The organism is Aquabacterium sp., assembly GCF_035476535.1.
Lineage (GTDB): Bacteria > Pseudomonadota > Gammaproteobacteria > Burkholderiales > Burkholderiaceae_C > Pseudaquabacterium.
This window is the reverse complement of the sequence record NZ_DATILJ010000330.1, coordinates 38,135-63,479: the sequence shown is the minus strand read 5'-3', so window position 1 is coordinate 63,479 and position 25,345 is coordinate 38,135. Positions and strand designations below refer to the sequence as shown.

Here is a 25,345-nt window from a genome sequence, read left to right as displayed (position 1 = left end):
CGCAGGCCGCGCATGCGGCGCGTCAACTGAACGGCCGGCGATGAACGGCGTGATCGGCATCATCGGTGGCTCCGGCCTCTACGACCTGCCGGGCCTGCAGGACACCGGCTGGGTCAGCGTCGACACGCCCTGGGGCGCGCCGTCCGACCAGATCCTGATGGGCCGGCTGCCCACGCCGGGTGGCGACGCGCGGCTGGCCTTCCTGCCGCGCCACGGGCGAGGCCACCGGCTGCCGCCCAGCGACCTGAACTACCGCGCCAACATCGCGGCGCTGAAGAGCCTGGGCGTCACCGATGTGCTGTCGCTCAGCGCGGTGGGTGGCCTGCGGGCCGACTTGGCGCCGGGCAGCTTCGTGGTCGTCGACCAGTTCATCGACCGCAGCTTCGCGCGCGAAAAGTCCTTCTTCGGCAGCGGCCTGGTGGCGCATGTCTCGATGGCCCAGCCGGTGTGCGCGCGCCTGGGCACGCATGTTCACGAGGCCTTGCTGGCGCTGGGCGTGCCCAGCACGCGCGGCGGCACCTACCTGGTGATGGAGGGGCCGCAGTTCTCCACGCTGGCCGAGAGCCGGCTCTACCGCTCGTGGAACTGCGACGTCATCGGCATGACCAATATGCCCGAAGCCAAGCTGGCCCGCGAGGCCGAGCTGTGCTATGCCACCGTCGCGATGGTCACCGACTTCGATTGCTGGCACCCGCAGCATGAGGACGTGACGGTCGAGGCCATCGTCCAGGTGCTGCTGTCCAATGCCGACCAGGCCCGTGCGCTGGTGGCACGCGCCGCGCAGGCCATCAGCGGGGATGGCCATGCACCGGCCTGCGCCTGCCGCCGCGCGCTGGACCATGCGCTGATCACCGCGCCGGCGGCCCGCGATCCGGCGATGGTCGAGAAGCTCAGGTTCATTGCCGGACGGGTGCTGTGAAGGTCGGCGGCGTCGCGCGCCGCACGATCTGGCCGGCCGCCGCGGCGGATGCGGTGTGGGTCATCGACCAGCGGGCGCTGCCGCATCGCTGGACGGAGGCACGGCTGGCCAGTGTCGATGATGTGCGGCAGGCGATCGCGCAGATGTGGGTGCGCGGTGCACCGCTGATCGGCGCCGCCGCCGCCTACGGCATGGCCTTGCAGTGCCGAGTGAACGCTGCGGACGCCGCGTTGCAGGCGGCAAAGCTGCTGCTGGACAGCGCACGGCCGACCGCGGTGAATCTGGCCTGGGCGACGCAGCGCATGCTCGACGGCTTGCGGCCCGTCGCGCTGCCCGATCGCGCCGAACAGGCTTGGCAGCAAGCCGCCGCCATCGCCGAGGAGGACGTCACAGCCAACGCTGCGATCGGCCGCCATGGCCTGGCGATGCTGCAGGCCCTGGCCCGCGCTAAACCCGCCGGGGCCCCGCTGCAGCTGCTGACCCACTGCAATGCCGGCTGGCTGGCCACGGTGGACTGGGGCACGGCGCTGGCGCCGGTCTACCAGGCCCAGGCGGCCGGCCTGGACCTGCATGTGTGGGTCGACGAAACGCGGCCACGCAACCAGGGCGCCAGCCTCACCGCGTGGGAGTTGGGCCAGGCCGGCATCCAGCACACGGTGATTGCCGACAACACCGGCGGCCACCTGATGCAGCGCGGCCAGGTGGACGTGGTGATCGTCGGCGCCGACCGCGTGAGCGCGCGCGGCGATGTCTGCAACAAGATCGGCACCTACCTCAAGGCACTGGCTGCGCGGGACAACGGTGTGCCGTTCTACGTCGCGGTGCCGCGTTCGACCTTCGATGCCAGCGTCGATGACGGGCTGGCCGGCATCCCCATCGAGGCCCGCTCGCCGCGCGAGCTGACCCACATCAGCGGCCTGGATGCGCAGGGCCGGCTCACCGAGGTGCAGCTGACACCGGCCGGCTCGCCGGCCTTGAACCCGGCCTTCGACGTCACGCCGGCGCGGCTGGTCAGCGGGCTGATCACCGAGCGCGGCATCGTGTCCGCCGACGCTCAGGCGATCGCCTATCACCTGAAGTAAGTGGCCTGCAGCGACGTGGCTGTGACCAACTTGGCAGCTGCAGGTAACAGTTGGCAAAGCGACTCCTGCTGGAAGGGGGGCCCCCCTAACATCGCGGTCTTCGCGGCTGCCGAAAACGCTTGACATATGAGATTCCCCCACAAACTGCTGCTCCCCTTGTTGCTGGCCCTGGGCCTGGCTGCCCCGGCCGGAGCAGCCGGCCCGGCGTCTGAATCGGTGCCCCACGTCAACAAGCGCGCGTTCCCGCAGCTCACGCTGCCCGAGCGGCAGGCGGCCGGTCAGCGCGCGATCGACCTGCTGGGGTCACGGCTGCCCGAAGTGGCCGAGTGGTACGGCAAGTCGCCGGACGAGTTCAAGGGCATGTTGCTGAAAGACCGGCGCATGCGCCTGGACCAGCGCGGCCGCGTGTTCTTCGTCGAAGAGCTGGATCAGCCCTTGCCGGCCACATCCGCCCCGGCCGTCAGTACCGGTCTGCTGGACGGCACGCTGGCGCCGCTGGACCAGACCTTTGTGCTGCACAGCAAACCCGGCGCCAAGCGCACGATCTACCTGAACTTCAAGGGCGCCACGCTGACCGGCACCGTCTGGAATTCCGGCAGCAGCATCACCGCAGCGCCCTTCGACCTGGACGGTGTGCCCGGCACCTTTTCCACCACCGAACTGCAGCGCATCCAGTACATCTGGCAGCGCGTGTCCGAGGATTACGCCGCGTTCGATGTCAACGTCACCACCGAAGCGGTGACGCAGGACCTGATCACGCGCAGCGGCTCGTCTGACGACATCTTCGGCACCACCGTGCTGATCACCAGCCGCACCGGCGTCTACAGCTGCAGTTGCGGCGGCGTGGCCTACCTCGGCATCTACGACGACACCAGCGACTTCTACAAACCCGCACTGGTGTTCTACGACGCCCTGGGGGCGGGCAACGAGAAGTACGTGGCCGAGGCCATCTCGCACGAGGCCGGCCACAACATGGGCCTGAGCCACGACGGCAATGCGTCGACCGGCTACTACCAGGGCCACGGCAGCGGTGCCACCGGCTGGGCGCCGATCATGGGCGTGGGCTACTACCAGTCGCTGGTGCAATGGAGCAAGGGCGAGTACAGCGGCGCCAACAACGTGCAGGACGACTATGCGGTGATGCAGAGCAATGGCCTGCCGCTGCGCACTGACGACCATGGCAACACCAGCGCCACCGCCACGGCGCTGCAGGCCAGCAGCAGCGGCGGCGTCAGCACCGCGGTGGCGAACGGGGTGATCGAACGGCCGACCGATGTCGACTACTTTGCCTTCAGCGCCGCCGCCGGCAATGCCACGTTCAGTGTGGGCCCCGCGGCGCGTTCGGCCAACCTCGACGCCGTGCTCACCGTGCGCAACAGTGCCGGCACGGCACTGGCCACCGTCAACCCGGTGGACGCGTTGAACGCCAGCGTGACCGTCGTGCTGCCGGCGGCCGGCACCTACTACTTGTCGGTGCAAGGCACCGGCAAGGGCGACCCGCTGAGCACCGGCTACACCAACTACGGCAGCCTCGGCCAGTACGTGCTCAATGCCAGCTACCTGACCGTCTCGGGCAACCAGGCGCCGGTGGCGGTGATCGTTCCGTCGACGGTGCAGGGCACGGCCCCGCTGGCGGTGTCCTTCGCCAGCACCGGCTCCAGCGATCCGGACGGCAGCCTGGTGGCCTACGACTGGACCTTTGGCGACGGCGGCACCGCCAGCGGTGCGACCAGCACGCACACCTATACCGCGGCCGGCAGCTACAGCGCGCAACTGCGCGTCACCGACAACGGCGGGCTCACGGCCACCAGCAGCGTGACCATCACGGTCGATGCACCGGTGGTGGTGACGGCGATGCGCATTGCCGACATCGGCATGAGCCTCAGCGTCAGCCGCAACGGCAACAACGCCAGCGCCGGCGCGGCGGTCAAGGTGTTGACGGCCAGCGGCGTGGCGGTGTCGGGCGCAACGGTCACCGGCAACTGGAGCGGGCTGGTCTCGCGCACCGGCGTCACCGCCACCACCGACAGCAGTGGTGTCGCGCGGTTCACGTCGCCGGTCTCGCGCGCCAGCAGCGGCAACTTCGTGTTCACAGTGACCAATGCCAGCCGCAGCGGCTACAGCTACGCGCCGCTGACCAACACCGAAACCAGCGATTCGATCGCGCGTTAAGCGCAAGCGGCCACCGGGCGGCGTACGCCGCCCGTCACGTCCTCACCGGGCGCTGCGGCCAGGCGGCCAGCAGCAGCCCGGTGACGGCCAGCGCCAGGGCGCCGAGGTGGCCGGCACCGAAGGGTTCATCGAGGAACAGCACGCCCACCAGCGCGGCGCTCACCGGCAACATCACCGCGAACACGCCGGCCCGCTGGGCCGGCACGCTGACCAGGCCCTTCATCCACAACCAGACCGTGACCACGCTGGCCGCCAGCGAATAGAACACCAGCAAGGACCACAGGCTGGCGGGCACCGCGCTGAAGTCGAAGCGCCAGGCCTGCCAGGCCCCCAGCGGCGTGACCAGCGCCAGCCCCCACAGATTGATCAGTGCGCTGATGCGCTTGGGCGAGACGCTGCCGGTCAGGCGCTTGCCGATCACGACATAGCTCGCCTCGCAGATCACCGCGCCAACCAGCAGCAGCGGCCCCAGCCAGCCGGGCAGGGCGTCGTTCGACGTGCCAGGCGCAGCTATGTGCCCGACACCTTCGGCGCCCGCCGGCCGCAGCAGTGCCAGCAGCGCGATGCCGGCCACCGCGCAGGCGATGCCGGCGCCGACGCGGCGCGTCAGCTTCTCGCCCAGGAACAGCCAGGACATCAGCGCCACGGTGGCCGGCATCGCGGCCATCACCACGCCGGCCGACACCGCCGAGGTCAGCAGCACGCCGAACAGCATGCAGATCGAGAACAGGAAGTTGCCGAGAAAACTCTCCCAGAACAGCAGCCAGCGGTCGTGGCGGGACAGCGGCGCATCGCCGGGGGCGCGGCGTACCCAGTTCCACATCGCCAGCGCGGCGATGCCGAAGCGCAGCCAGGCCAGCAGGAACACCGGCAAGGCCGCGACCAGCAGACGCGACAGGCCGACATAAGTGCCGACCAGCGCCATGCTCAGCGCCAGGCAGCCGTAGGCCAGCAGCGGCGCGGCGTGTCGGGACGCTGGGCTCAGGACGCTGCCGCCTGGGGCCGATCAGAGCGCTGCCGCATCAGAACGCCGCTGTATCAGAACGCCGCCGCATAGCGCTGCAGCTCCCAGTGGCTGACATGGCGCTGGTACTCGATCCATTCCGCCTGCTTCAGCGCGATGAACTGCCCGGTGAGCACCGGGCCCAGCGCTTCGCTGATCACGCTGTCGGCCTGCAGGGCCCGCAGCGCCTCGCCCAGATCCTGCGGCAGCACGCCGATGCCGCGCGACACCACCTCGTGCTCGGGCAGCTCGAACAGATCGTCGTCGCAGGCCGGCGGCAGGCTCAGGCGCCTGTCGATGCCGTCCAGCCCTGCGGCGATCAGGCCCGCGCTGGCCAGGTAGGGGTTCGTGCTGGCATCGGGCAAGCGCCACTCGAAGCGGCTGGCCAGCGTGCGCACCAGCGCGGTCCGGTTGTTCGCGCCGTGGGCGATGTAGGCCGGCGCCCAGCTGGTGCCGGACAAGGACTCGCCGACCACCAGCCGCTTGTAGCTGTTGACCGTGGGCGCCGCCAGCGCACACAGCGCCGGCGCATGCGCCAGCACACCGGCCACGAAGTGCTGGCCCAGCGGCGACAGGCCGGCTTGCGGCAGGGCCGCGCCATCGGGCGTGTGCGGCACGAACAGGTTGACCGCGTTGTCGCCCTGGCCCTTCCACAAGGACACGTGGAAGTGCATGCCGCTGCCCGGCTGCTTGGCAAAGGGCTTGGGCATCATCGAGAACACCATGCCCCGCGCTTCGGCCAGCGCCTGCGCAGCCAGCTTGAACAGCATCAGGTGGTCGGCGCTGGCCACGGCTTCGTCGAATCCGAAGTTCACCTCGTACTGGCCGTGGGCGTCTTCGTGGTCGAGCTGCAGCACGTCCAGCCGGCATTGCTGCAGCGCCTGCTGCAGCGCGTGCAGGAAATCGGCCTGGCGCGGCAGCGACTTCAGGTCGTAGCTGGGCTTGTCGAGCCGGTCGCCGTCGTCGGCCGGCAGCCAGTGCTCGCCGCTGCGCTTGAGCAGGAAGAATTCGGGCTCGATACCGGTGCGCAGGTGCCAGCCGCGTTCGGCCAGCCGCGCGGTGGCGCGACGCAGCACCTGGCGCGGGCAAGCCTCGAAGGGTTCATCCGCGACGTAGCCGTCGCAGACGATGCGGGCATGGCCGGGCAGCCAAGGCAGGGGCTGCGCGGTGCTGGCATAGCCCCGCGCCCAGTATTCGGCACGCGGCCCCGTGCGCGGCAGGCCGGTGCCGGCGATCGACGGGCCGCTGAATCCGGCGCCATCGGTCAGCAGCGCGTCCAGGTGGGCCAGCGGCACGAACTTGCCCTTCGCGACGCCATGGATGTCGGTGAACTGCGCCAGCAGCGTGTGCACGTGGGCGGCGGCCAATCGTTCGCGCAGGTCCTTCATCGCTTCTTCTCCCACGGTCTCCGCAGACCGGGTGTTCCCGAGCGAACACCGCGGATCCGGCGCTGCCGGGCCGCTGGTGTTGCCCCCTGGGGGGAGGCGGCCGGAGGCCGCTTCGGGGGGTTAGTCAATCCGTATCCAGGTCGTCTTCAGTTCGGTGTACTTGTCGAAGGCATGCAGCGACTTGTCTCGTCCGTTGCCGCTTTGCTTGAAGCCGCCGAAGGGCACCGTGATGTCGTCCTCATCGTACTGGTTCACATGCACCGTGCCGGCCCTCAGGCGCCGCGCCACGCGGTGCGCACGGTTGATGTTGTGGCTCCAGACGCTGGCCTGCAGGCCGTAGGCGCTGTCGTTCGCGAGTGTGACCGCTTCTTCCTCGGTCTTGAAGCGGATCACCCCGAGCACCGGGCCGAAGATCTCTTCACGGGCGATCTTCATCGCATTGCTGACGCCGTCGAACACGGTGGCTTCGACGAAGTAGCCGCCGGATTCCGTGCGCACCTGCCGGCCGCCGGCGGCGCACACCGCGCCTTCGCTGCGGCCGGCGGCGATGTAGCCCATCACCGTGCGCAGCTGCGTATCGTCGACCAGGGCGCCCATCACGGTGCTGGGGTCCAGCGGATCGGCCGGCGCGTACTTCGGCGCCTCGGCGACGACGCGCGCGACGAATTCATCGGCCACCCGCTCGTGCACGAACACGCGCGACGGCGCGTTGCAGCTTTCGCCCTGGTTGAAGAACATGCTGCCGGCCACGGTGGTGGCGGCCCGTGCGATGTCGTCGAAATCATCGAACACGACGAAGGCCGACTTGCCGCCAAGTTCGTTGTACACCCGCTTCAGGTTCGATCGACTGGCGTAATCCAGCATGCGGCGGCCCGTGCGGGTGGAGCCGGTGAAGCCGATCGCGTCCACCTGCGGATGCAGCGCCAGCGCCTCGCCGGCCTCGCCGCCGAAGCCGGGCACGACATTGAACACACCCGGCGGCAGGCCCGCCTCCAGCGCCAGTTCGGCCAGGCGCAGCGCCGTGAGCGGGCTTTTTTCGCTGGGCTTGAGCACCACCGAGTTGCCGGTGGCCAGCGCCGGGCCCAGCTTCCAGGCGGCCATGATCATCGGGTAGTTCCAGGGCACGATGGCGCCGATCACGCCCATCGGCTCGCGCGTGATCAGCGCCAGCGCGTTCTTCGGCGTCGGTGCGATCTCGTCGTAGACCTTGTCGATGGCCTCGGCGTACCACTGAATGCAGCGCGCGGTGGAGGGCACGTCGACAGCCAGCGAGTACTGGATCGGCTTGCCCATGTCCAGCGTCTCGAGCAGCGCGAGTTCTTCCCTGGCGCCCAGGATCTTTTCGGCGAAACGCTGCAGGACGCGTTTGCGCGCCGCGGGGGCCATGTCGGCCCAGCGGCCATCGTCGAAGGCTTGGCGGGCGCAGGCCACGGCGGCATCGACGTCGGCGGCGCGGCTCCGGGCCACCGCGCCGAGCGATTTCCCGTTCAGCGGCGACAGGCAGTCGAAGGTCTCACCGCTTTGCGTGTTACGACGCTGGCCATCGATGACCATGCGGCCATCGATCTGTAGCTCTCGGGCACGGGCATGCCAGTCGATTTGTGCTGAGGCCATGGAACTGCTCCTTCGGCAAAGACAAAGAGGGCCGGGCGGTCTGCCACCCGGCCCCGGCGGCCAGTGTTGCCGGCTTAGAAGCTGACGACCACCGAGGTGCCGAAGACCGCATTGCTCTTGCGGTATTCGCCGGTGCGCACGTCCAGGAACACCGGCAGGTTGGCGCGGTCGACCCGGTACTCGGCCTTCAGCACGGTGTTCAGGTTGAACAGGTAGCTGAGGCCGACCGACAAGGCCACGCGGTTGGCGCCCTTGTCGCAGCCATCGACGATGTTGTCGGCAGCGCAGCCGAGCGTCGCATCCGGGCCGAAGCCGTTGCGATCGTCCGCAGCGGTGTAGCCCAGCAGGCCGCCGCCGTTCTTGTTGTTGCGCAGGTAGTCGAGCCGGCTGATGACTTCCCAGCGCGGGATGAACTTGTAGGCGATGAGACCCGAGGCGCCAACCCAGCGTGAATCGCGCAGGCTGCCGTCGGCCCGCGGTGTGATCGATGCAAAGCGCTGCCGGCCGTAGCTGAGCTGGCCCTGCACGGTGAGGTCGCCGCGGATGAAGTAGGCGTCGAACTCGAACAGGTCGACGCGCGAATCGCGTTGCGCCGTGGCGTCGTTGACCAGCACGTCCACGACCTCGCCGGTCTCTTCATTCACCGTCTGTTCGATGTGGCCGGCGTTCTCGCTGAAGTTCGCCGCCTTGCCGTGCACGCCGGCAAAGCCGAAGCCCTGGAACTCGCCGCGCGAGTAGTCCACGCGGTAGGCGAAGGCAGGGGTGCGCTCGTTGGCGTTGCGCTTGCTGGCGTTCATGTTGCCCAGCATCCACTTGTAGATCCACTTGCCGCGCGTGATTTCCATGCCGGCGCCGGTGTAAGCCGTGGGCAGCGTGAAATCGAACAGCAGGTTGTGCGTGATCAGCTTGTTCAGCGTCGGCTGCAGGTATTCGTAGCCCGACCAGTCCGGCACCTGGCCGGCAATGAAGCGCGTCTGCAAATCGCCCAGCGGCACCGACACCGAAGCCTCGTGCACCACCGAGGCATCGCCGATGACCGCGCCGGTGCCGCGGTTGGGCACCAGCGTCAGGCGCCAGCGTGTGCCGCCTTCCATCTCTTTCTGGAAGTCCAGCGAGGCGCTGCCGAAGTAGGAGTTGTCGTAGTTGTAGCCGTCGCTGTCGACCGGGTTCAGGAACTGGAAACCGCCGCGGCGCTGGCGCTGGTTGTACAGGTAGGTCGGATCGGCGTAGCCGCTGATCTTCAGCATCTTCAGGCCCTGCGACTCGATGGCGTCTTCCAGCGCCTCGGTCTTCACCGCGATGCGGTTGAAGTCCTGCACCTGCTGCGGCGTCATGCCCCATTGCGCCTCGGCGGGCTTGGCCGATTTGGCTTCGGCGTCCTTCAGCTTGCGCTCGAGTTCGGTGACGCGGTCGCGCAGCGCACGCAATTCCTTCAGCACCTCGTCATTGCTTTGGGCCTGTGCACCGCTGCCAAGGCTGGCCAGTGCCGCCAGTGTCACCAGGCTGAGCTTGAATCGGGACATCGGTTTCTCCTCTTGTTTCGATGAACTTCAGGTTTGGCCACGCAGGGCGGCATTGATCTCGGCGGCGCGCTTGCGTTCGGCACGCGCGATCCACACGCTGGCGGCGGTGACGCAGACGGCGACGACGACGATGATCACCGTGGCGACGGCGTTCACGCTGGGGCTGACGCCCAGGCGCGCCCTTGAAAAAATGACCAGCGGCATCGTCGTCGAGCCCGGGCCGGACAGGAAGGCCGAGATCACCACGTCGTCCAGCGACAGGGTGAAGGTCAGCAGCCAGGCCGAGGCCAGCGCCTGCAGGATCAGGGGCAGCGTGACCAGCAGGAACACCTGGTGCGGCCGCGCGCCGAGGTCCATCGCCGCTTCTTCCAGTTGCGGGTTCAGGTCGACCAGCCGGGCCTGGATCACCACCGTGGCATAGGCCATGCCCAGCAGCAGGTGGCCGAGCCAGATGGTCGTCAGGCCGCGATCGAACAGCGCCGAGCCTGTCGTGCGCTGCAGCGCCACCAGCATCAGCAGCAGCGACAGGCCGACGATCACTTCGGGCATCACCAACGGCGCCGTGACCATGCCGGAGAACAGCGTGCGGCCGCCGAAGCGCCGGTACTTCACCAGCGTGAACGCGGCCAGCGTGCCCAGCACCACCGAACTGGTGGCGCTGAGGAAGGCGATCTTCAGCGACAGCCACAGGCCGCCGAGAATTTCCTGGTCGGACGCCAGCTTCACGTACCACTGCAAGGTGAAGCCGCCCCACCGGGTGGGCAGAGGCGAGTTGTTGAACGAGTAGACGACCAGCGTGACGATGGGCAGGTACAGGAAGACGAAGCCGCCCAGCAGCCAGGCACGGCCGAAGCGGCGCGCGAAGTTGGCGCCGAACAGCGACCGATCACCGACCATCATCGCCCACGCTCCCGCGCTTCGGCCTGGACCTTGCTGAAGATGGCCAGCGGCACGACGATCAGCAGCACCAGTACCACCGCGACGGTGGAGGCCATCGGCCAGTCGTTGTTGCTGAAGAATTCGTCCCACAGCACGCGGCCGATCATCAGCGTCTGCGGGCCGCCCAGCAGTTCAGGGATGACGAACTCGCCGACGCAGGGAATGAACACCAGCATCGATCCCGCGATGATGCCGGCGCGAGAAAGCGGCACGGTGATCAACCAGAACGCCACCCAGCGCGAAGCGCCCAGGTCGGCCGCGGCCTCGAGCAGCCGCAGGTCCATCTTCGCCAGGTTGGCGTACAGCGGCAGGATCATGAACGGCAGGTAGGTGTAGCTCATGCCGACGACCAGCGAGAACGGCGTATTCATGAACTTGCCGGGCGTGGCGATCATGCCGGCCGCGGCCATCAGCTGGTCGAGCCCCGTGCCGATCAGCAGGCCGGCCACCAGCCCGCCTTCGTCGAGCAGGCCCTTCCAGGCATAGACCCGCAGCAGGAACGAAGTCCAGAAGGGCAGCATCACCAGCATCAGCAGCGCCGGCTGGAGCGTCGGCTTCGCGCGCGCCATGAAGTACGCGAAGGGGTAGCCGATGCCCAGGCACACCACGGTGGCGATGGCTGCGTACTTCAGGCTCGAGACATAGGCCTTGAAGTACAGGTCTTCACTCAGCAGGAAGGGGTAGTTGCCGAACTTGATCACCAGCTTCATCACGCCGTCGGCGAAGCTGACGATGTTCTCCGGCCGCACCGCGCCCATCTCGGACACGCTGTAGTTCAGCACGATCAGGAACGGCGTCAGGAAAAAGATCAGCAACCACAGGTAGGGGATGCCGATGACCGCCGTGCGGCCCCGGAACCAGCGGCGCAAGCTCGCCTGGTTCATTGCGTCAGCACCACGTGCGCGCTCTGCGACCAATGCGCCCAGACCTTGTCACCGGTGTTGATCTCGTCGTCGCGGTGACGCTGGCTGTTGTTGAGGCTGACCTTCAGCCCGGCGCCGCTGGCCAGGCCCAGGTGGTAGACGGTGAAGCTGCCGAAGTAGGACAGGGCCTTCACCGTGCCTTCGGTGCGGTTGTAGGGCTCGGCCGGCGCATCGCGCGACAGCATCATCTTCTCGGGCCGGATCGCCACCGACACCGCCATGCCCGGCGTGCCGGTGATGCCATGGCCGACATAGTGCTGGCAGTCGGCGCAGGCGATCACGCAGTGGTCGGCCTCGTCGACCGACAGCGTGCCGTCCATCAGGTTCACGTTGCCGATGAAGTCGGCCACGAAACGCGTGGCCGGCGTTTCATAGATCTCGTGCGGCGCGCCGACCTGCAGAATGCGGCCTTCGCTCATCACCGCGATGCGCGTGGCCATGGTCATCGCCTCTTCCTGGTCGTGCGTCACCATCACGCAGGTGACGCCGACATCGCGGATGATGTTGACCAGCTCGATCTGCGTTTCCTCGCGCAGCTTCTTGTCCAGCGCGCCCAGCGGCTCGTCCAGCAGCAGCAGCTGCGGCCGCTTGGCCAGGCTGCGCGCCAGCGCCACGCGCTGCTGCTGGCCGCCCGACAGCTGGTGAGGCTTGCGCTTGGCATAAGTGCCCAACTGCACCAGCTTGAGCATGGCCTCGACGCGCTGCGCGATCTGCTCGCGCGGCATGCCTTCCCGCTTCAGGCCGAAAGCGATGTTGTCCCACACCGTCAGGTGCGGGAACAGCGCATAGGACTGGAACATCATGTTGATCGGGCAGGAGTAGGGTTCCATGCCCGCCAGGTCCATCCCGTTGAGCACGATGCGCCCGGCGCTCGGTGTCTCGAAGCCGGCAAGCATGCGCAGCAGCGTGGTCTTGCCGCAGCCTGACGAGCCCAGCAGCGCAAAGATCTCGCCCTTGGCGATGTCCAGGCTGACGTGGTTGACGGCCTTGACGCCGCCGAAGTCCTTGACGACGTCTTCTATCGCCAGGAAGGCCTGGTCCCGCGCTGCCGCCATGGATGCTTCTCCTCCCGAATTCGCCGGTGACGCCGCTGCCGGCGGTATTCAGACGCCGGTCTTGAACGAGGTGTAGATGCGCGTCATCGTGCGCCGGATGTCGTTGGTCACCGCTTCGGGCAAGGCCATCTTCTTCATCTCGGCATCGGGCGGGAACACGGTCGGGTTGTTGGCCACCTCAGGCTTGATGAACTTCTTCGATTCCTTGTTCGGATTCGCGTAGAAGACCTTGTTGGTCAGCGCCGCATGCACCTCCGGGCGCAGGATGTAGTTGATGAACTTGTGCGCGTTGTCCGGGTGCGGCGCATCGATCGGGATCACCATCGTGTCGAAGAACAGCACGCCGCCGGTCTTCGGGATCAGCGCCTGGATGTTCTGCCCGGTCTTGCCGTCGATGGCGCGCTGGCGGGCGATGTTGATGTCGCCCGACCAGCCGAGCGCGACGCAGATCGAGCCGTTGGCCATGTCGTTGATGTAGCCCGACGAACTGAACAGCGTGACGTAGGGCCGCACCTGTTTCAGCAGGTTCGGCACCTGCTGGTAATCGCCCTGGTTGCGACTGAAGGCCGGCTTGCCGAGGTAGTGCAGCGCGGCAGGCACGATGTCCGTTGGTGAGTCGAGGTAGGAGACGCCGCAACTCTTGAGCTTGGCCATGTACTCGGGCTTGAACACCAGGTCCCAGGCGTTGTCGGGCATCGGCAGGCTGCCGAGCGCGGCCTTGACCTTGTCGACATTGATGCCGACGGTGGTGTAGCCCCACAGCCAGTCGACCATGTACTGGTTGCCGGGGTCCAGCTTGGCCAGCGTGGCTTCGATCTCGGGATCGAGGTACTTCAGGTTGGGGATCTTGCTCTTGTCGATCTTGCGCAGCAGCCCGCCGTCGGCCTGCAGCTTGGCCCAGTAGGAGGAGGGCACCACGACGTCGTAGCCGGTCTTGCCGGCCACCAGTTTGGCATGCAGGATTTCGTTGTTGTCGTAGTTGTCGTAGCGGACCTTGATGCCGGTTTCCTTCTCGAAGTTCTTCAGCGTGTCTTCGGCGATGTAGTCGGACCAGTTGTAGACGTTGACGACCTTTTCTTCTTCCTGGGCCTGCGCCGCGCCGAACGCGGCGCTCAGCGCCAGGGTCAGCAGCGTCAGCGATCGGCGAGAGAACACCTTCATGAATCGACCTCCGGTCTTGTAGAGAGAGAAACCATCCAGGACATGCCAGCGAGCGAGTCTATGCACGGCGCGCGACGGGGATCAGCGGGGTAACCCACAGGGCCCGCCCCCCGGCACGCGCATCGCCGCGACGGTCACTGCCACTTTTCGCGTTGGGCATCGGCCAGCGTCAGGTCCAGGCAGCGGCGGATCAGGCCCATCATCTCGTCGATCTGCGCACGGGTGATCACCAGCGGCGGCGCGATGATCATGCGGTTGCCCACCGCACGCATGATCAGCCCGTTGCCGAAGCAATGGCCGCGGCAGACCATGCCGATGCCCACGCTCTCGTCGAAGGGCTTCAGCCCGGCCTTGTCCTTCACCAGCAACAGTGCACCCATCAGTCCGCAGGTTTCGGCGTCACCCACCAGCGGGTGATCGCGCAGCGTTGCAAAGGCTTCAGCAAGATACGGGCCGACATCGTCGTGCACATGCTCGACGAGCTTGAGCTGCTGGATCAGCTTGATATTGGCCAAAGCCACCGCACAGGCAACCGGATGGCCCGAGTAGGTGTAGCCATGCTCGAACTCTCCGCCTTGTTCGATCAGCACCTTGGCGATGCGCTCGCCGACCATCACGCCGCCGAGCGGCACATAGCCGCTGGTCACGCCCTTGGCGAAGGTCATCAGGTCGGGGCGGAAACCCATGGTCTCGCAGCCGAACCAGCGGCCGGTGCGGCCGAAGCCGCAGATCACCTCGTCGCTGACCAGCAGGATGCCGTACTGGTCGCAGATGCGTTGCACCTCGGGCCAGTAGGTGGCGGGCGGGATGATCACGCCACCGGCGCCTTGCACCGGCTCGCCGATGAAGGCCGCGACCTTCTCGGGCCCGACGGCGAGGATCTTGTCTTCGAGCCAACGCGCCGCGATGAGGCCGAACTCATCACGGCTCATGTGCTGCCCGTGTTCGGCCCAATAGGGCTGGTCGATGTGCACGATGTTGGGGATCGGCAAACCGCCTTGCGCATGCATGCCGCTCATGCCGCCGAGCGAGGCGCCGGCCATCGTCGATCCGTGATAGGCGTTGTGGCGGCTGATGATCACCTGCCGCTCCGGCTGGCCCAGGATGTCCCAGTAGCGGCGCACCATGCGCACGACGGTGTCGTTGCCCTCGGAGCCGGAGCCCGAGAAGAACACGTGCTGGAACTGCGGCGGCGTGACCTCGCTCAGCAACTCGGCCAGTTCGATGGCTGGTGGCGTGGCGGTCTGGAAGAAGGCGTTGTAGAAGGGCAGTTCCTTCATCTGTCGCGTGGCCGCGTCAATCAGCGCCTGCTGGCCGTAGCCGACGTTGACGCACCAGAGACCCGACATCGCATCGAGGATGCGCTGGCCTTCGCTGTCCGTCAGGTAGATGTTCTCGGCCTTCGTGATGATGCGCGAGCCCTTCTTCGCCAGCGACTGGAAATCGGTGAAGGGATGCAGGAAATGGGCCGCGTCGGCGGCCTGCCATTGCTGAGTGCTTCGTTGAATGCTCATGATGCTGTGCTCGTGTTCGATCAAACGTGCAGCAGAAGATGCTCACGTTCCCAGGGCGAGATCACCTTCATGAACTCGGCGTGCTCGATCTCCTTGACCTCGGTGTAGACGGTGATGAACTCGGCACCCAACACATCGTGCAGGTCCTTCTCGGCGCGCAGCAGCGACAGGGCTTCGCCCAGGCTGCGCGGCAGTGCGAAGGCGCCGAGGTAGGCGTCGCCCTTGCATTCTGGTGAGGGTTCGATCTTCTTCTTGATGCCGATGTAGCCGCAGGCCATGGTCGCGGCCAGCGCGACATACGGGTTGGCATCGGCGCCGATCACGCGGTTCTCCACGCGGCGCGCCGCCGGTGACGCCAGCGGGGAGCGGATGCCCACCGTGCGGTTGTCGGTGCCCCACTGGATGTTGATCGGCGCCGCGGTGAAGCGGGCCAGCCGGCGGTAGCTGTTGACATAGGGCGCGAACAGCGCCATCGCCGCCGGGATGTATTTCTGCAGCCCGCCGATGAACCAGTAGAACTCCTTGCTGGGCGTGCCGTCTTCGTTGCTGAAGATGTTCTGGCCGGTGTTCACATCGGTCACGCTCTGGTGGATGTGCATCGCGCTGCCGGGTTCACCGGCAATCGGCTTGGCCATGAAGGTGGCGAACATGTCGTGGCGCAGCGCGGCTTCCCGCACCGTGCGCTTGAACAGGAAGACCTCGTCGGCCAGGCCCAGCGGGTGGTCGTGGAAGAAGTTGATCTCCATCTGGCCGGCACCGACCTCGTGGATCAGCGTGTCGACGTTCAGGCCCATCTTTTCGCAGTAGTCGTAGACATCTTCGAACAGCGGGTCGAACTCGTTCACCGCATCGATCGAATAGGCCTGGCGCGAGGTCTCGGCGCGGCCGCTGCGGCCGATCGGCGGTTTCAGCGGCATGTCCGGGTCGGTGTTGCGGGCGACCAGGTAGAACTCCAGCTCGGGCGCGACCACCGGGTTCCAGCCCTCGGCGGCGTACAGGTCGCACACGCGGCGCAACACCGATCGCGGCGCAAACGGCACCAGCTTGTTGTCCTTGTCGTAGCAGTCGTGGATCACCTGTGCCGTCGGGTCCACGGCCCAGGGCACGATGCGCACGGTGCTGGGGTCCGGGCGCAGGTGCATGTCCTTGTCGTTGGGACTGATGACCTCGTAGTACGGGCCTTCTTCGGGGAATTCACCGGTCACGCCCATCGCCACCACGGCTTCGGGCAGCCGCATGCCGCGGTCTTCGGTGAATTTTTCGCGCGGCAGGATCTTGCCGCGGGCGACGCCGGTCAAATCGGGCACCAGGCACTCGATCTCGGTCACGCGGCGTTCGTTGAGCCACTGTTCGAGCTCGCTGAAGTTGAAATTGTCTCGGTTCACCATGGAAAACACCTGATCTCTCTTGAGGTTGGCGACGGCATTTTGGGGAAGCCGCCTGCTCCGCACCACATGAGGCGCTAGGGGATCGGGGTTCGATGGCGGTCGTGGTAGTTGCGGCAGGCGTGACCGAAGGCCTGGAGCATCTGCATCGACACGGGATTGTCTTCGGCCTGCCATTCAGGATGCCATTGCACACAGAGGTTGAAGCCCGCGGCGGCGGTCACCGAGAAGGCTTCGACCAAACCATCGGGTGCACGTGCTTCGACACGCAAGCCCGGTGCCAGGCGGTTCACGGCCTGGCCATGGACCGAGTTCACCTTGAACTGCGCACGATCGACGATGCTGGCCAGCACACCACCGGGCAGGACATTCACCTCATGCACATCGGCGTACTGCACGGCCGCCGGTTGGCCTGCCGGGGCGCGGTGGTCGATGTACGGCTGGACTTCCTGCACCGCCTGGTGCAGCGAGCCACCGAGTGCCACATTGGCCTCCTGCGTGCCGCGGCAGATCGCGAACAGCGGCATGCCGCGGGCCAGCACCTTCGGAATCAGCGGCAAGGTCCAGGCATCACGGGCCGGGTCCAGCGGCAGCGAACTGTCGTGCACGCTTTCATCGAAGTAACGGGGATGCACGTTGGAGGCCGATCCGGTCAGCAGCACGCCGTCGGCCAGGTCGAGCAGGGCGTCCAGCTCTTCGGTCAATGCGCTCGGCACGATCAAGGGCAGGGCGCCGGCCAGGCGCACTGCGTCGACGTATTTCTTGCCGGCGACGTGGAAGGGATGCTCGCCCAGCGGCCGGTTGCAGGCGGGGACCAGCACGATGGGCTTGTTGCTGCTCATGACAATGCGTCTTTCATGCGGTACCAGGCCATGCCGAGCACCAGCGCCGGTGTGCGCAGCATGCGCCCACCAGGAAAGGGTTTGTGGCGGATGCGTGCGAAGGTGTCGAAGCGCGTGGCATCGCCATTCATCGCTTCAGCCACCAGTTGACCGGCCAGGCCCGTGAGCGCCAGGCCGTGGCCCGAGAAGCCTTGCAGATAATAGACCTGAGGTGACGCGGCCAGGCGGCCGAAGTCCGGCGCCCGGTTCATCGAGATGTCGACGAAGCCGCCCCAGGCATGGCTGATGGTCGTGGCGGCCAGTTGCGGAAAGGTCTGCACCAGGCGCTGGCGCATGCTCTCGGCCAGGTTGGCCGGCGTGGTGGTGGAGTAGCTGACGCGGCCGCCGTAGAGCAGGCTGCTGTCGGCCGAGAAACGGAAATAGTCGAGCACGAAGTTGTTGTCGCACACCGCTGACAAGGACGGGATCAGCTGCCGGGCCAGGGCGGGCCCCACCGGTTCGGTGGCGACGATGTAGGTGCCGACCGGCATGATGCGCGATTCGAGTTGAGGCGCGATGCCCTGCAGGTAGACATTGCCCGCCAGCAGCACCTGGCCGGCGATGATGCGGCCGGTGGCGGTGTGCAGGACAGGGCGCGTCGAAGGTGTCAGGCCGATCACCGGCGTGCCTTCGTGGATGCGCACGCCCAAGCCCCCTGCGGCACGCGCCAGGCCCAGCGTGTACTTCAGCGGGTGCAGGTGGCCGGAGCGCGGGTCGTGCACCGCAGCCACGTAGCGCGGGCTGTTGATCCACTGCGGCAGATCGGCCTGCGCGATCGGCGTCATCGGGTAGCTGTAGATGCTGGCCAGGCGCTCGGCACCTTCGAGCAGTTCACGGCCCTTGCGCGCATTGACGGCCACGCCGAGGTAGCCGTCGCGCCAATCGGCATCGATATTGAAGCGCTGGCAGCGGCTGCGGATCAGGTCCAGCGCCTCGATCGACATGCCGAAGATGCGCTTGGCTTCATCGAGCCCCAGCTGCGATTCGATCTCGCCGATGTCGCAGGCCAGGCCATGGATGGCCTGGCCGCCGTTGCGGCCGCTGGCGCCGGCGCCGACTTGCCGGGCCTCCAGCACGCGCACCGAGAAACCGCGCTGGGCGAGTTCGATCGCGGCCGACAGGCCGGCCAGACCACCACCGACGATGGCCACGTCGCAGGACGCATCGCCTTCGAGCGCCGGATACCGCGCCTCCCGTACCGCCGTGTCGGCGTAGTACGAGTGGCGCGTGAGTTCACGATCAGCGCTCAGGAAGGTCATGTGTATGCGCTAGGCAGGGCCCTCGGTGATGGTGGATTGGCCGCGTACGTCTTGCGTCAGGCGGCGATGATGAACCCGGCGCGCCTCAAGCGGCGCGCTGGATCGCGCCGCGCACGGTGTCGATGATCTGGTCGATCTGCTGGCGCTCGATGATCAGCGGCGGCGACAGCGCGAGGGTGTCGCCGGTGGTGCGGATCAGCACGCCCTTCTCGTAGCAGTCGAGGAAGATGTTGAAGGCGCGCTTGGCCGGCTCGCCGGGCAGCGGGCTCAATTCGATGCCACCGACCAGGCCGATGTTGCGAATGTCGATGACGTTCGGTGCATCTTTCAGCGAATGCAGCGCTTCGGCGAAGTAACCCTGCAACTGCTGGGCACGCGTCAGCAGGCCGTCCTCTTCGTAGGTGGCCAGCGTGGCCAGGCCGGCGGCGCAGGCCAGCGGGTGCGACGAGTAGGTGTAGCCGTGCATGAACTCGATCAGGTGCTCGGGCCCGGTCATGAAGGTGTCGTAGATGGCCTGCCTGGCGATCACACCGCCCATCGGCACGCAGCCATTGCTCAGGCCCTTGGCGATGACCATCAGGTCCGGCGTCACGCCGAAGGTCTGCGCCGCAAAGGCGTTGCCGGTGCGGCCGAAGCCGGTGATGACCTCGTCGAAGATCAGCAGGATGCCGTGCTTGTCGCAGATCTCGCGCAGCTTGTTCAGATAGCCCTTGGGCGGGATCAGCACACCGGTGGAGCCGGCGACGGGCTCGACGATGACCGCGGCAATCGTCGACGGGTCGTGCAGCGCGCACAGCTTTTCCAGATCGTCGGCGAACTCGGCGCCATGCTCGGGCTGGCCGACGGTGAAGCTGTTGCGCAGCGGGTCGTGCGTATGGCGGATGTGGTCGACGCCGGACAGCATCGCGCCGAACATCTTGCGGTTGGCGACCATGCCGCCGACCGAGATGCCGCCGAAATTGACGCCGTGGTAGCCGCGCTCACGGCCGATCAGCCGGGTGCGCTGGCCTTCGCCGCGCACGCGGTGGTAGGCCAGCGCCATCTTCAGCGCGGTGTCCACCGATTCGGAGCCGGAGTTGGTGAAGAACACCTTGTTCATGCCGGCCGGCGCCAGCTTGGCGACTTTGTCGGCCAGCTCGAAGGCCTTGGGGTGCGCCATCTGGAACGGCGGCGCGTAGTCCATCTCGGCCGCCTGGGCGCGGATGGCTTCGACGATCTTCGGCCGCGCATGGCCGGCGTTCACGCACCACAGGCCGGCCACGCCATCGAGCACTTGCCTGCCGTCGTCGGTCCAGTAGTGCATGCCGGAGGCCTTCGTGAACAGCCGCGGCGCCTTCTTGAATTGGCGGTTGGCCGTGAACGGCATCCAGTAGGCATCGAGGTTGGGCTGGGTCATGGCGGGCCTTTCGTGAATCCAACAAGTCTAAGCAGCCCGGCGCGCAATGTGCTTGCAAAAACGCAGGGGGTCCACCCTGAGCAACGCCATATCATTCGAAGAATCAAACAAGAAACCGCATTTCATGCGAACAGAAAGCCCAAAGCCGCAACTCGATGCGATTGACCGACAGATCCTGACAGCGCTTCAGGCCGATGGCCGGCTGTCGAATGTGGAACTGGCCGAGCGCGTGCACCTGTCACCTTCGGCCTGCCTGCGCCGCGTCAAGCAACTGGAAGACTCCGGCGTCATCGCGCAGTATGTGGCGCTGCTCAATGCCAAGGCGCTGGGCCAGCATGGCACCTGTTTTTCGATCATCAACCTGCAGACGATGAACGATGGCGTGCTGAAGGCCTTCGAGCAGGCGGTGCGTGACGAGCCCGAGGTGCTCGATTGCTTCTACGTCGCCGGATCGAACGATTACCTGATCCGCTTCAGCTACCGCGACGCCGAGGACCTGGAACGCTTCCACACCCAGGTGTTGATGCGGCTGCCGGGGGTGGAGCGCTCGAATTCGATGCTGGTGCTGCGCACGGTGAAGAAGACGACGGCGCTGCCGCTGTAGCGCGGCGTCCGTATTCCACATGAAGAAATTATGATTTCGCAATACGGAATCATGGACTGCTGCATTGCAGCAAGATTTTTCATGGTGAAGAATCGCTTGCCGCATCATGAGATGACGAACGTAAGTCATTGATATCAATGATGAAAAATATAAGTCTTCTATAAGACATAAGTGTTCCCAAGCGCTTGCGGCCTCGGTAGGCTTGAGCCATCGATTTCCCTGGTTCACAACCTCAACGACGCAAGGAGCTGACATGACCCAACCGACACGCGACCAACAGATTGCCGCCCTCGAAAAAGACTGGGCCGAAAACCCGCGCTGGAAGGGCATCAAGCGCGGCTATAGCGCCGCCGACGTGGTGCGCCTGCGCGGCTCGCTGCCGATCGAATACACGTTGGCCCGCCGCGGTGCCGAGAAGCTGTGGAACTCGATCAACACCGAACCCTTCGTCAACTCGCTGGGCGCACTCACCGGCAACCAGGCCATGCAGCAAGTCAAGGCCGGCCTGAAGGCGATCTACCTGTCTGGCTGGCAAGTGGCCGGCGACGCCAACAGCAATGGCGAGATGTACCCCGACCAGTCGCTGTACTCGGTGGACTCGGTGCCGAAGGTGGTCAAGAAGATCAACAACACCTTTGCCCGCGCCGACCAGATCCAGTGGAGCGAAGGCAAGAACGACATCGACTACTTCCAGCCCATCGTGGCCGATGCCGAAGCCGGTTTCGGCGGCGTGCTGAACGCCTTCGAGCTGATGAAGGCAATGATCGAGGCCGGCGCCGCCGGCGTTCACTTCGAAGACCAGCTGGCCGCCGCCAAGAAGTGCGGCCACATGGGTGGCAAGGTGCTGGTGCCCTCGCGTGAAGCGGTGAGCAAGCTCGTCGCCGCCCGCTTGGCCGCCGACGTGATGGGTGTGCCGACCATCCTGCTGGCCCGCACCGATGCCGAAGCCGCCGATCTGGTGACCAGCGATGTCGACGACAACGACAAGCCCTTCATGACCGGCGAGCGCACCGTCGAAGGCTTCTACCGCACCCGCAACGGCTTCGACCAAGCCGTCAGCCGCGGCCTGGCTTATGCCGAGTACGCCGACCTGATCTGGTGCGAAACCGGCACGCCGGACCTGGCCTTCGCGAAGAAGTTCGCCGACGCCATCCATGCCAAGTTCCCGGGCAAGCTGCTGAGCTACAACTGCTCGCCGTCGTTCAACTGGAAGAAGAACCTCGACGACGCCACCATCGCGAAGTTCCAGCGTGAACTCGGCGCGATGGGCTACAAGTTCCAGTTCATCACGCTGGCCGGCTTCCACAGCCTGAACTACTCGATGTTCGAGCTGGCGCATGGCTACGCCCGCAACAACATGAGCGCCTTCGTCGAGCTGCAGGAGAAGGAATTCGCCGCCGCCGAGAAGGGCTTCACCGCCGTGAAGCACCAGCGCGAAGTGGGCACCGGGTACTTCGACGCGGTGACCACGACGATCGAAGCGCAGGCCTCGACCGCGGCGCTGAAGGGATCGACCGAAGACGAGCAGTTCTTCGAAGCCAAGCACGGCTGATCAGAGAGCCGGTCTGGCAACGGGCCGGCACAAGAGCCGGCTTATGGAAATGGGGGCGATCATTCGCCCCCATTTTTTTGCCTCGTCAGAAGAATTTGTGGGCGAGTTTTGGCTCAGGAAGCTTGCCGAGCACGTGGTACAGAGAGAGCTCGGCGATGCGGAAGGTCCGATAGCCGTATGCTTTTCTCATAGTGACTTTGGCCTTGTTGTTCAGCCCCTCGATGACGCCGCTGGAGAACTGCTTTTTTGCCCGGAAGTAGTTGAGCAGCAACTCGCGGTGGGCACGCACGGTGCGGGCGAACTTCTTCACCGGCTCGATGCGCGAGCGCATTGCCCGGGTGCACCAGGCGTCGAGGAACTTGGCGGCCCAGGCGGGTGAGTCGTAGTCCCAAAACAGCTGGAACTCCTCCTTGAGCAGATAGGCCCGAACGCTTTTGAGGTTGTAGCCGAGCAACTCGCGCAGACTCATGCGCTGGTTGTCCGTCAAGTTCTCGGGCCGCTTGAGCAGGCACCAGCGCTTTTTCTTGAGCACCGGCTCGTATCCTTCGCGAACCATGCGGCGAGCCTCGCTGGCGCGCACCTCGTCGAGTGCCAGGTTGAGCTTGGCCACGACATGGAAGCGGTCCAGGATGTTCAGCGCCTGGGTACAGTGCTTGGCGATGAGCTTCAGGTAGGGCCGCCACATGTCCGAGCAGACGAACTCGATCTTGCCGGCCAGTTCCTGGCCGATGAGGGTGAAGAACTGCTCGAAGCTTTGCTCCGTGCGCTCCTTGCCCACCCACAGCAGCCGGACGCAGTCGGCCTCGATCTGGTAGACCAGCGTCAGGTACTTGTGCCCCCGCCCGACCGCGATCTCGTCCACCCCGATGGCGCGCAGCGGTCCGAGTTGGCGATGCTCGAGCCCCCATTGCACGACATACTCCACCGCCTGGCAGACCTTGTCCCAGGTCGTACCGAAGCTGATGGCGGTTTCGTTCCACGACAGCTTGCGCGCCCAGTGCGCCAGGTACAACATGTAGGCTTTGGTGAGGGTGTGTTTGCCCGTGGCCCAGGGCACCGTCTCGACCTTTACGCCGCATTGCCCGCACTGCACGCGTCTCATCGCATACTCCAGCATCACGGCATAGCCCCAGATCGGGATGAACTCGAACCGCCGCGCAGGCAGCACGTCATATCCGGCAGCGCGCTTGCCGCAGCACGAGCAATGCGGCTTGGAGCCCCGGCGCGGTCGTACCTCCACCAAGATGGTGCTGGTGGCTTCGATCAGTCGCACCGCGGCATAGACGAAGCCGGGAAAGTGGTGGCAGGCATTGAGCAAGCGGGCGAGCAACATGGTCGACTCCGCCGTCAACGCTGACGGCGCGGCGATTCTCACGCCGCATGACGAGCAGCGGCTGCGCCAGGCATGTCCAGACCTGCACAAGTGGCCCGAGATCTGGCACTTCGAGCCGGCGGACATCGTCGTGGGCCAGCAGGTCGTCCAGGCCCTCACTCCGTTCCTGCTCGATCTGCTGGACCAGGGGCTGGCCAAGTCGACCGTGCGCAGGCATCGCGACAATCTCTGGCTGCTCGGAGGCGAGCTGATTCGGCGCCGTTACGAGGATCCCGGCCTGGCCCGACGAAGTGTCCAGGACGCGCTGCAGCAGCTCATCGACGTTGATGGCGGGCCACTCATGTACCCCCGCATCACCGAAGAGGAACAGCGGTCGCTCGATGCTACTTGTCGAAAGCTACATCGGTTCGGGCGGTGAAGCGGGCGGCAGCGGGGGAGGTAGCGGGGAATGGGGGGCTGGGGCGCAGTCCCAGTACAAGCCATCGTCGAACAAGATAGCCAGCGGCAGCGATCTTCGAAGGTCAACACACTACCCCGCGGGATCAAGCCCCCCGCCCTGTAGAGCCGTGGGATGCGCGCCATCATGGCCTTTGGCCTTGTCTGATGAGCGCCACGGCTTGGACGCTCAGGTTGCTGACTAGACGCCCACAAATAGTCCGGAAGAACCCATTTTTTGCCCGGCCCGCCGGGGCCACACACCACGCAGCTGCCGGATCAAGCCCCGCGCTGGCGCCGCAAGACCAACAGCATGAAGGCCGCTGCGGCGACCGCCAGTGCGCCGGCGAATGCCGGCGACGCCAGCGCCTGCAGGGCTTGCCCCAAGTCGTGCAGGGCCCAGGACGGCAGACCCTGGATGAAGGGCAGTACATCGGCGTCGCTGTGGATCGCCAGCTCGCCAGCCGCGCCACCCTGATCGGCGACGATCAGCGCTTGCGAACCGTGTTCGACCAATGTGCGAAGCACCTCCCAGACCATTGGGATGCCATAGACCTTGTCCAGCACCAGGCCGCCGCCACCGATCACGCCAGCGACCAGCGGCACGCCCCAGCGCTTGAGCCAAGCCGAGGCGGCCATCGTGATCAGGATCAACGGCGAGATCCACAGCGTGGCGAGCAGGATGCCGATCGCCACGCGCAGCAGCAGCACCAGCGCGCCGATGAGCAGGCTGCCCCAGGGCAGGCTGAACCAGGCGGCCAGGCCCCAGGCCTTGCCCACCAGCAGCAGCGAGACCAGCAGCCCGCCGGCGGCGCCGAAGGCCAGCGCTGCCCAGGGCAGCAAGAGCAGGTGCGTCAGCAGCGTGGCGCCCAGGCTGGGCACATGGCCAGTGGGCAGCGAGAGCCAGAACTCGATTGAGCGGTCCTGCTGGTCGCGTCGCGCCAGGCCAGGCGCCTGGAATAGCGCGGACAACCAGGCCAGGCCCAGCGTGATCGCGGCCATCGCCGCGATGCTGCCGAAGGCTTGCAGCGCCGCCGAGGGCACATGCTTGACGACGGTGTCGCCGTCGATCTCGATGCTGATGCCGAGATCGGTGAACAGGCCGGCCAGGATCACCAGCACCAGCGGCAGGCCGAGCAGGATCATCCAGCCGCGCTGGTGCTGCATCCATTCACGTTGCAGCAGGGTGTTGAAGCGGTTCATCGGT

Annotated in this window: 21 protein-coding genes; 6 read left to right on the top strand and 15 right to left on the bottom strand. The window is 66.3% G+C overall.

Annotated features, from left to right (window positions below; genetic code table 11):
• The first annotated feature begins 40 nt into the window (after positions 1-40).
• From VLK61_RS31725 to VLK61_RS31715, 3 genes are all read left to right on the top strand, one after another.
• On the top strand, positions 41-919 hold the full coding sequence (locus VLK61_RS31725; RefSeq protein ID WP_325427668.1) for an S-methyl-5'-thioadenosine phosphorylase: 879 nt from the start codon (positions 41-43) through the stop codon (positions 917-919).
• Entirely contained in the window at positions 916-2,001 is a 1,086-nt protein-coding gene (gene mtnA / locus VLK61_RS31720) for an S-methyl-5-thioribose-1-phosphate isomerase (RefSeq protein WP_325427666.1), read from the top strand. Before VLK61_RS31725 ends, mtnA begins: the two co-directional genes overlap by 4 nt.
• A 126-nt stretch (positions 2,002-2,127) precedes the next feature.
• Complete coding sequence (locus tag VLK61_RS31715; protein ID WP_325427664.1) at positions 2,128-4,173, top strand: PKD domain-containing protein; 2,046 nt, start codon at positions 2,128-2,130, stop codon at positions 4,171-4,173.
• Between the two features lie 34 nt (positions 4,174-4,207).
• Here the strand turns inward: VLK61_RS31715 and VLK61_RS31710 are convergent, their stop codons facing one another.
• The 13 genes from VLK61_RS31710 to VLK61_RS31650 form a co-directional block, all read right to left on the bottom strand.
• Positions 4,208-5,098: a DMT family transporter gene (locus VLK61_RS31710; RefSeq protein WP_414636898.1), complete on the bottom strand. Its 891-nt coding sequence runs from the start codon at positions 5,096-5,098 to the stop codon at positions 4,208-4,210.
• A 113-nt stretch (positions 5,099-5,211) separates the two neighbouring features.
• A complete protein-coding gene (glnT, locus tag VLK61_RS31705) occupies positions 5,212-6,564 on the bottom strand; it encodes a type III glutamate--ammonia ligase (protein ID WP_325427662.1) in 1,353 nt (450 codons plus the stop codon).
• 120 nt (positions 6,565-6,684) lie between these two features.
• On the bottom strand, positions 6,685-8,178 hold the full coding sequence (locus VLK61_RS31700) for an aldehyde dehydrogenase (RefSeq protein ID WP_325427660.1): 1,494 nt from the start codon (positions 8,176-8,178) through the stop codon (positions 6,685-6,687).
• Between the two features lie 74 nt (positions 8,179-8,252).
• Positions 8,253-9,701 (bottom strand): DUF3138 family protein, encoded by a 1,449-nt coding sequence (locus VLK61_RS31695; RefSeq protein ID WP_325427658.1) that lies wholly within the window; start codon positions 9,699-9,701, stop codon positions 8,253-8,255.
• A 27-nt stretch (positions 9,702-9,728) separates the two neighbouring features.
• A complete protein-coding gene (locus VLK61_RS31690; RefSeq protein ID WP_325427656.1) occupies positions 9,729-10,601 on the bottom strand; it encodes an ABC transporter permease in 873 nt (290 codons plus the stop codon).
• A complete protein-coding gene (locus VLK61_RS31685) occupies positions 10,598-11,524 on the bottom strand; it encodes an ABC transporter permease (RefSeq protein ID WP_325427654.1) in 927 nt (308 codons plus the stop codon). Before VLK61_RS31685 ends, VLK61_RS31690 begins: the two co-directional genes overlap by 4 nt.
• Positions 11,521-12,618 carry an ABC transporter ATP-binding protein gene (locus tag VLK61_RS31680; RefSeq protein ID WP_325427652.1) on the bottom strand — a complete coding sequence of 366 codons (1,098 nt, stop codon included), beginning with the start codon at positions 12,616-12,618 and terminating at the stop codon, positions 11,521-11,523. Before VLK61_RS31680 ends, VLK61_RS31685 begins: the two co-directional genes overlap by 4 nt.
• Positions 12,619-12,666: 48 nt before the next feature.
• A complete protein-coding gene (locus VLK61_RS31675) occupies positions 12,667-13,779 on the bottom strand; it encodes a polyamine ABC transporter substrate-binding protein (protein WP_325427650.1) in 1,113 nt (370 codons plus the stop codon).
• 134 nt (positions 13,780-13,913) lie between these two features.
• Positions 13,914-15,293, bottom strand: coding sequence for an aspartate aminotransferase family protein (locus tag VLK61_RS31670; RefSeq protein WP_325427648.1), 1,380 nt, complete (start codon positions 15,291-15,293; stop codon positions 13,914-13,916).
• A gap of 20 nt (positions 15,294-15,313) precedes the next feature.
• Complete coding sequence (locus VLK61_RS31665) at positions 15,314-16,681, bottom strand: glutamine synthetase family protein (RefSeq protein WP_325427646.1); 1,368 nt, start codon at positions 16,679-16,681, stop codon at positions 15,314-15,316.
• Positions 16,682-16,755: 74 nt separating this feature from the next.
• On the bottom strand, positions 16,756-17,520 hold the full coding sequence (locus VLK61_RS31660) for a gamma-glutamyl-gamma-aminobutyrate hydrolase family protein (protein WP_325427644.1): 765 nt from the start codon (positions 17,518-17,520) through the stop codon (positions 16,756-16,758).
• Positions 17,517-18,818 carry an NAD(P)/FAD-dependent oxidoreductase gene (locus VLK61_RS31655; RefSeq protein WP_325427642.1) on the bottom strand — a complete coding sequence of 434 codons (1,302 nt, stop codon included), beginning with the start codon at positions 18,816-18,818 and terminating at the stop codon, positions 17,517-17,519. The genes VLK61_RS31660 and VLK61_RS31655 overlap by 4 nt, the downstream gene beginning before the upstream one ends.
• An 85-nt stretch (positions 18,819-18,903) precedes the next feature.
• The gene (locus VLK61_RS31650; protein ID WP_325427640.1) at positions 18,904-20,214 is read right to left on the bottom strand and encodes an aspartate aminotransferase family protein; all 1,311 of its coding nucleotides are present in this window, start codon (positions 20,212-20,214) and stop codon (positions 18,904-18,906) included.
• A 124-nt stretch (positions 20,215-20,338) separates the two neighbouring features.
• Here VLK61_RS31650 and VLK61_RS31645 point away from each other — a divergent pair, with 124 nt between their 5' ends.
• Both VLK61_RS31645 and aceA read left to right on the top strand, forming a co-directional pair.
• Positions 20,339-20,818, top strand: coding sequence for an Lrp/AsnC family transcriptional regulator (locus VLK61_RS31645; RefSeq protein ID WP_325427638.1), 480 nt, complete (start codon positions 20,339-20,341; stop codon positions 20,816-20,818).
• A 253-nt stretch (positions 20,819-21,071) separates the two neighbouring features.
• Positions 21,072-22,370: an isocitrate lyase gene (aceA, locus tag VLK61_RS31640; protein ID WP_325427636.1), complete on the top strand. Its 1,299-nt coding sequence runs from the start codon at positions 21,072-21,074 to the stop codon at positions 22,368-22,370.
• An 85-nt stretch (positions 22,371-22,455) separates the two neighbouring features.
• Here aceA and VLK61_RS31635 read toward each other — a convergent pair whose 3' ends face one another.
• Positions 22,456-23,703: an ISL3 family transposase gene (locus VLK61_RS31635; RefSeq protein WP_325427634.1), complete on the bottom strand. Its 1,248-nt coding sequence runs from the start codon at positions 23,701-23,703 to the stop codon at positions 22,456-22,458.
• On the opposite strand from VLK61_RS31635, the gene VLK61_RS31630 reads away from it, so the two are divergent.
• The gene (locus VLK61_RS31630; RefSeq protein WP_325427632.1) at positions 23,702-24,121 is read left to right on the top strand and encodes a hypothetical protein; all 420 of its coding nucleotides are present in this window, start codon (positions 23,702-23,704) and stop codon (positions 24,119-24,121) included. The two genes, VLK61_RS31635 and VLK61_RS31630, sit on opposite strands and share 2 nt — an antisense overlap.
• Before the next feature lie 296 nt (positions 24,122-24,417).
• Here VLK61_RS31630 and VLK61_RS31625 read toward each other — a convergent pair whose 3' ends face one another.
• Positions 24,418-25,341 carry a hypothetical protein gene (locus VLK61_RS31625; protein WP_325427630.1) on the bottom strand — a complete coding sequence of 308 codons (924 nt, stop codon included), beginning with the start codon at positions 25,339-25,341 and terminating at the stop codon, positions 24,418-24,420.
• Between the last annotated feature and the right edge of the window lie 4 nt (positions 25,342-25,345).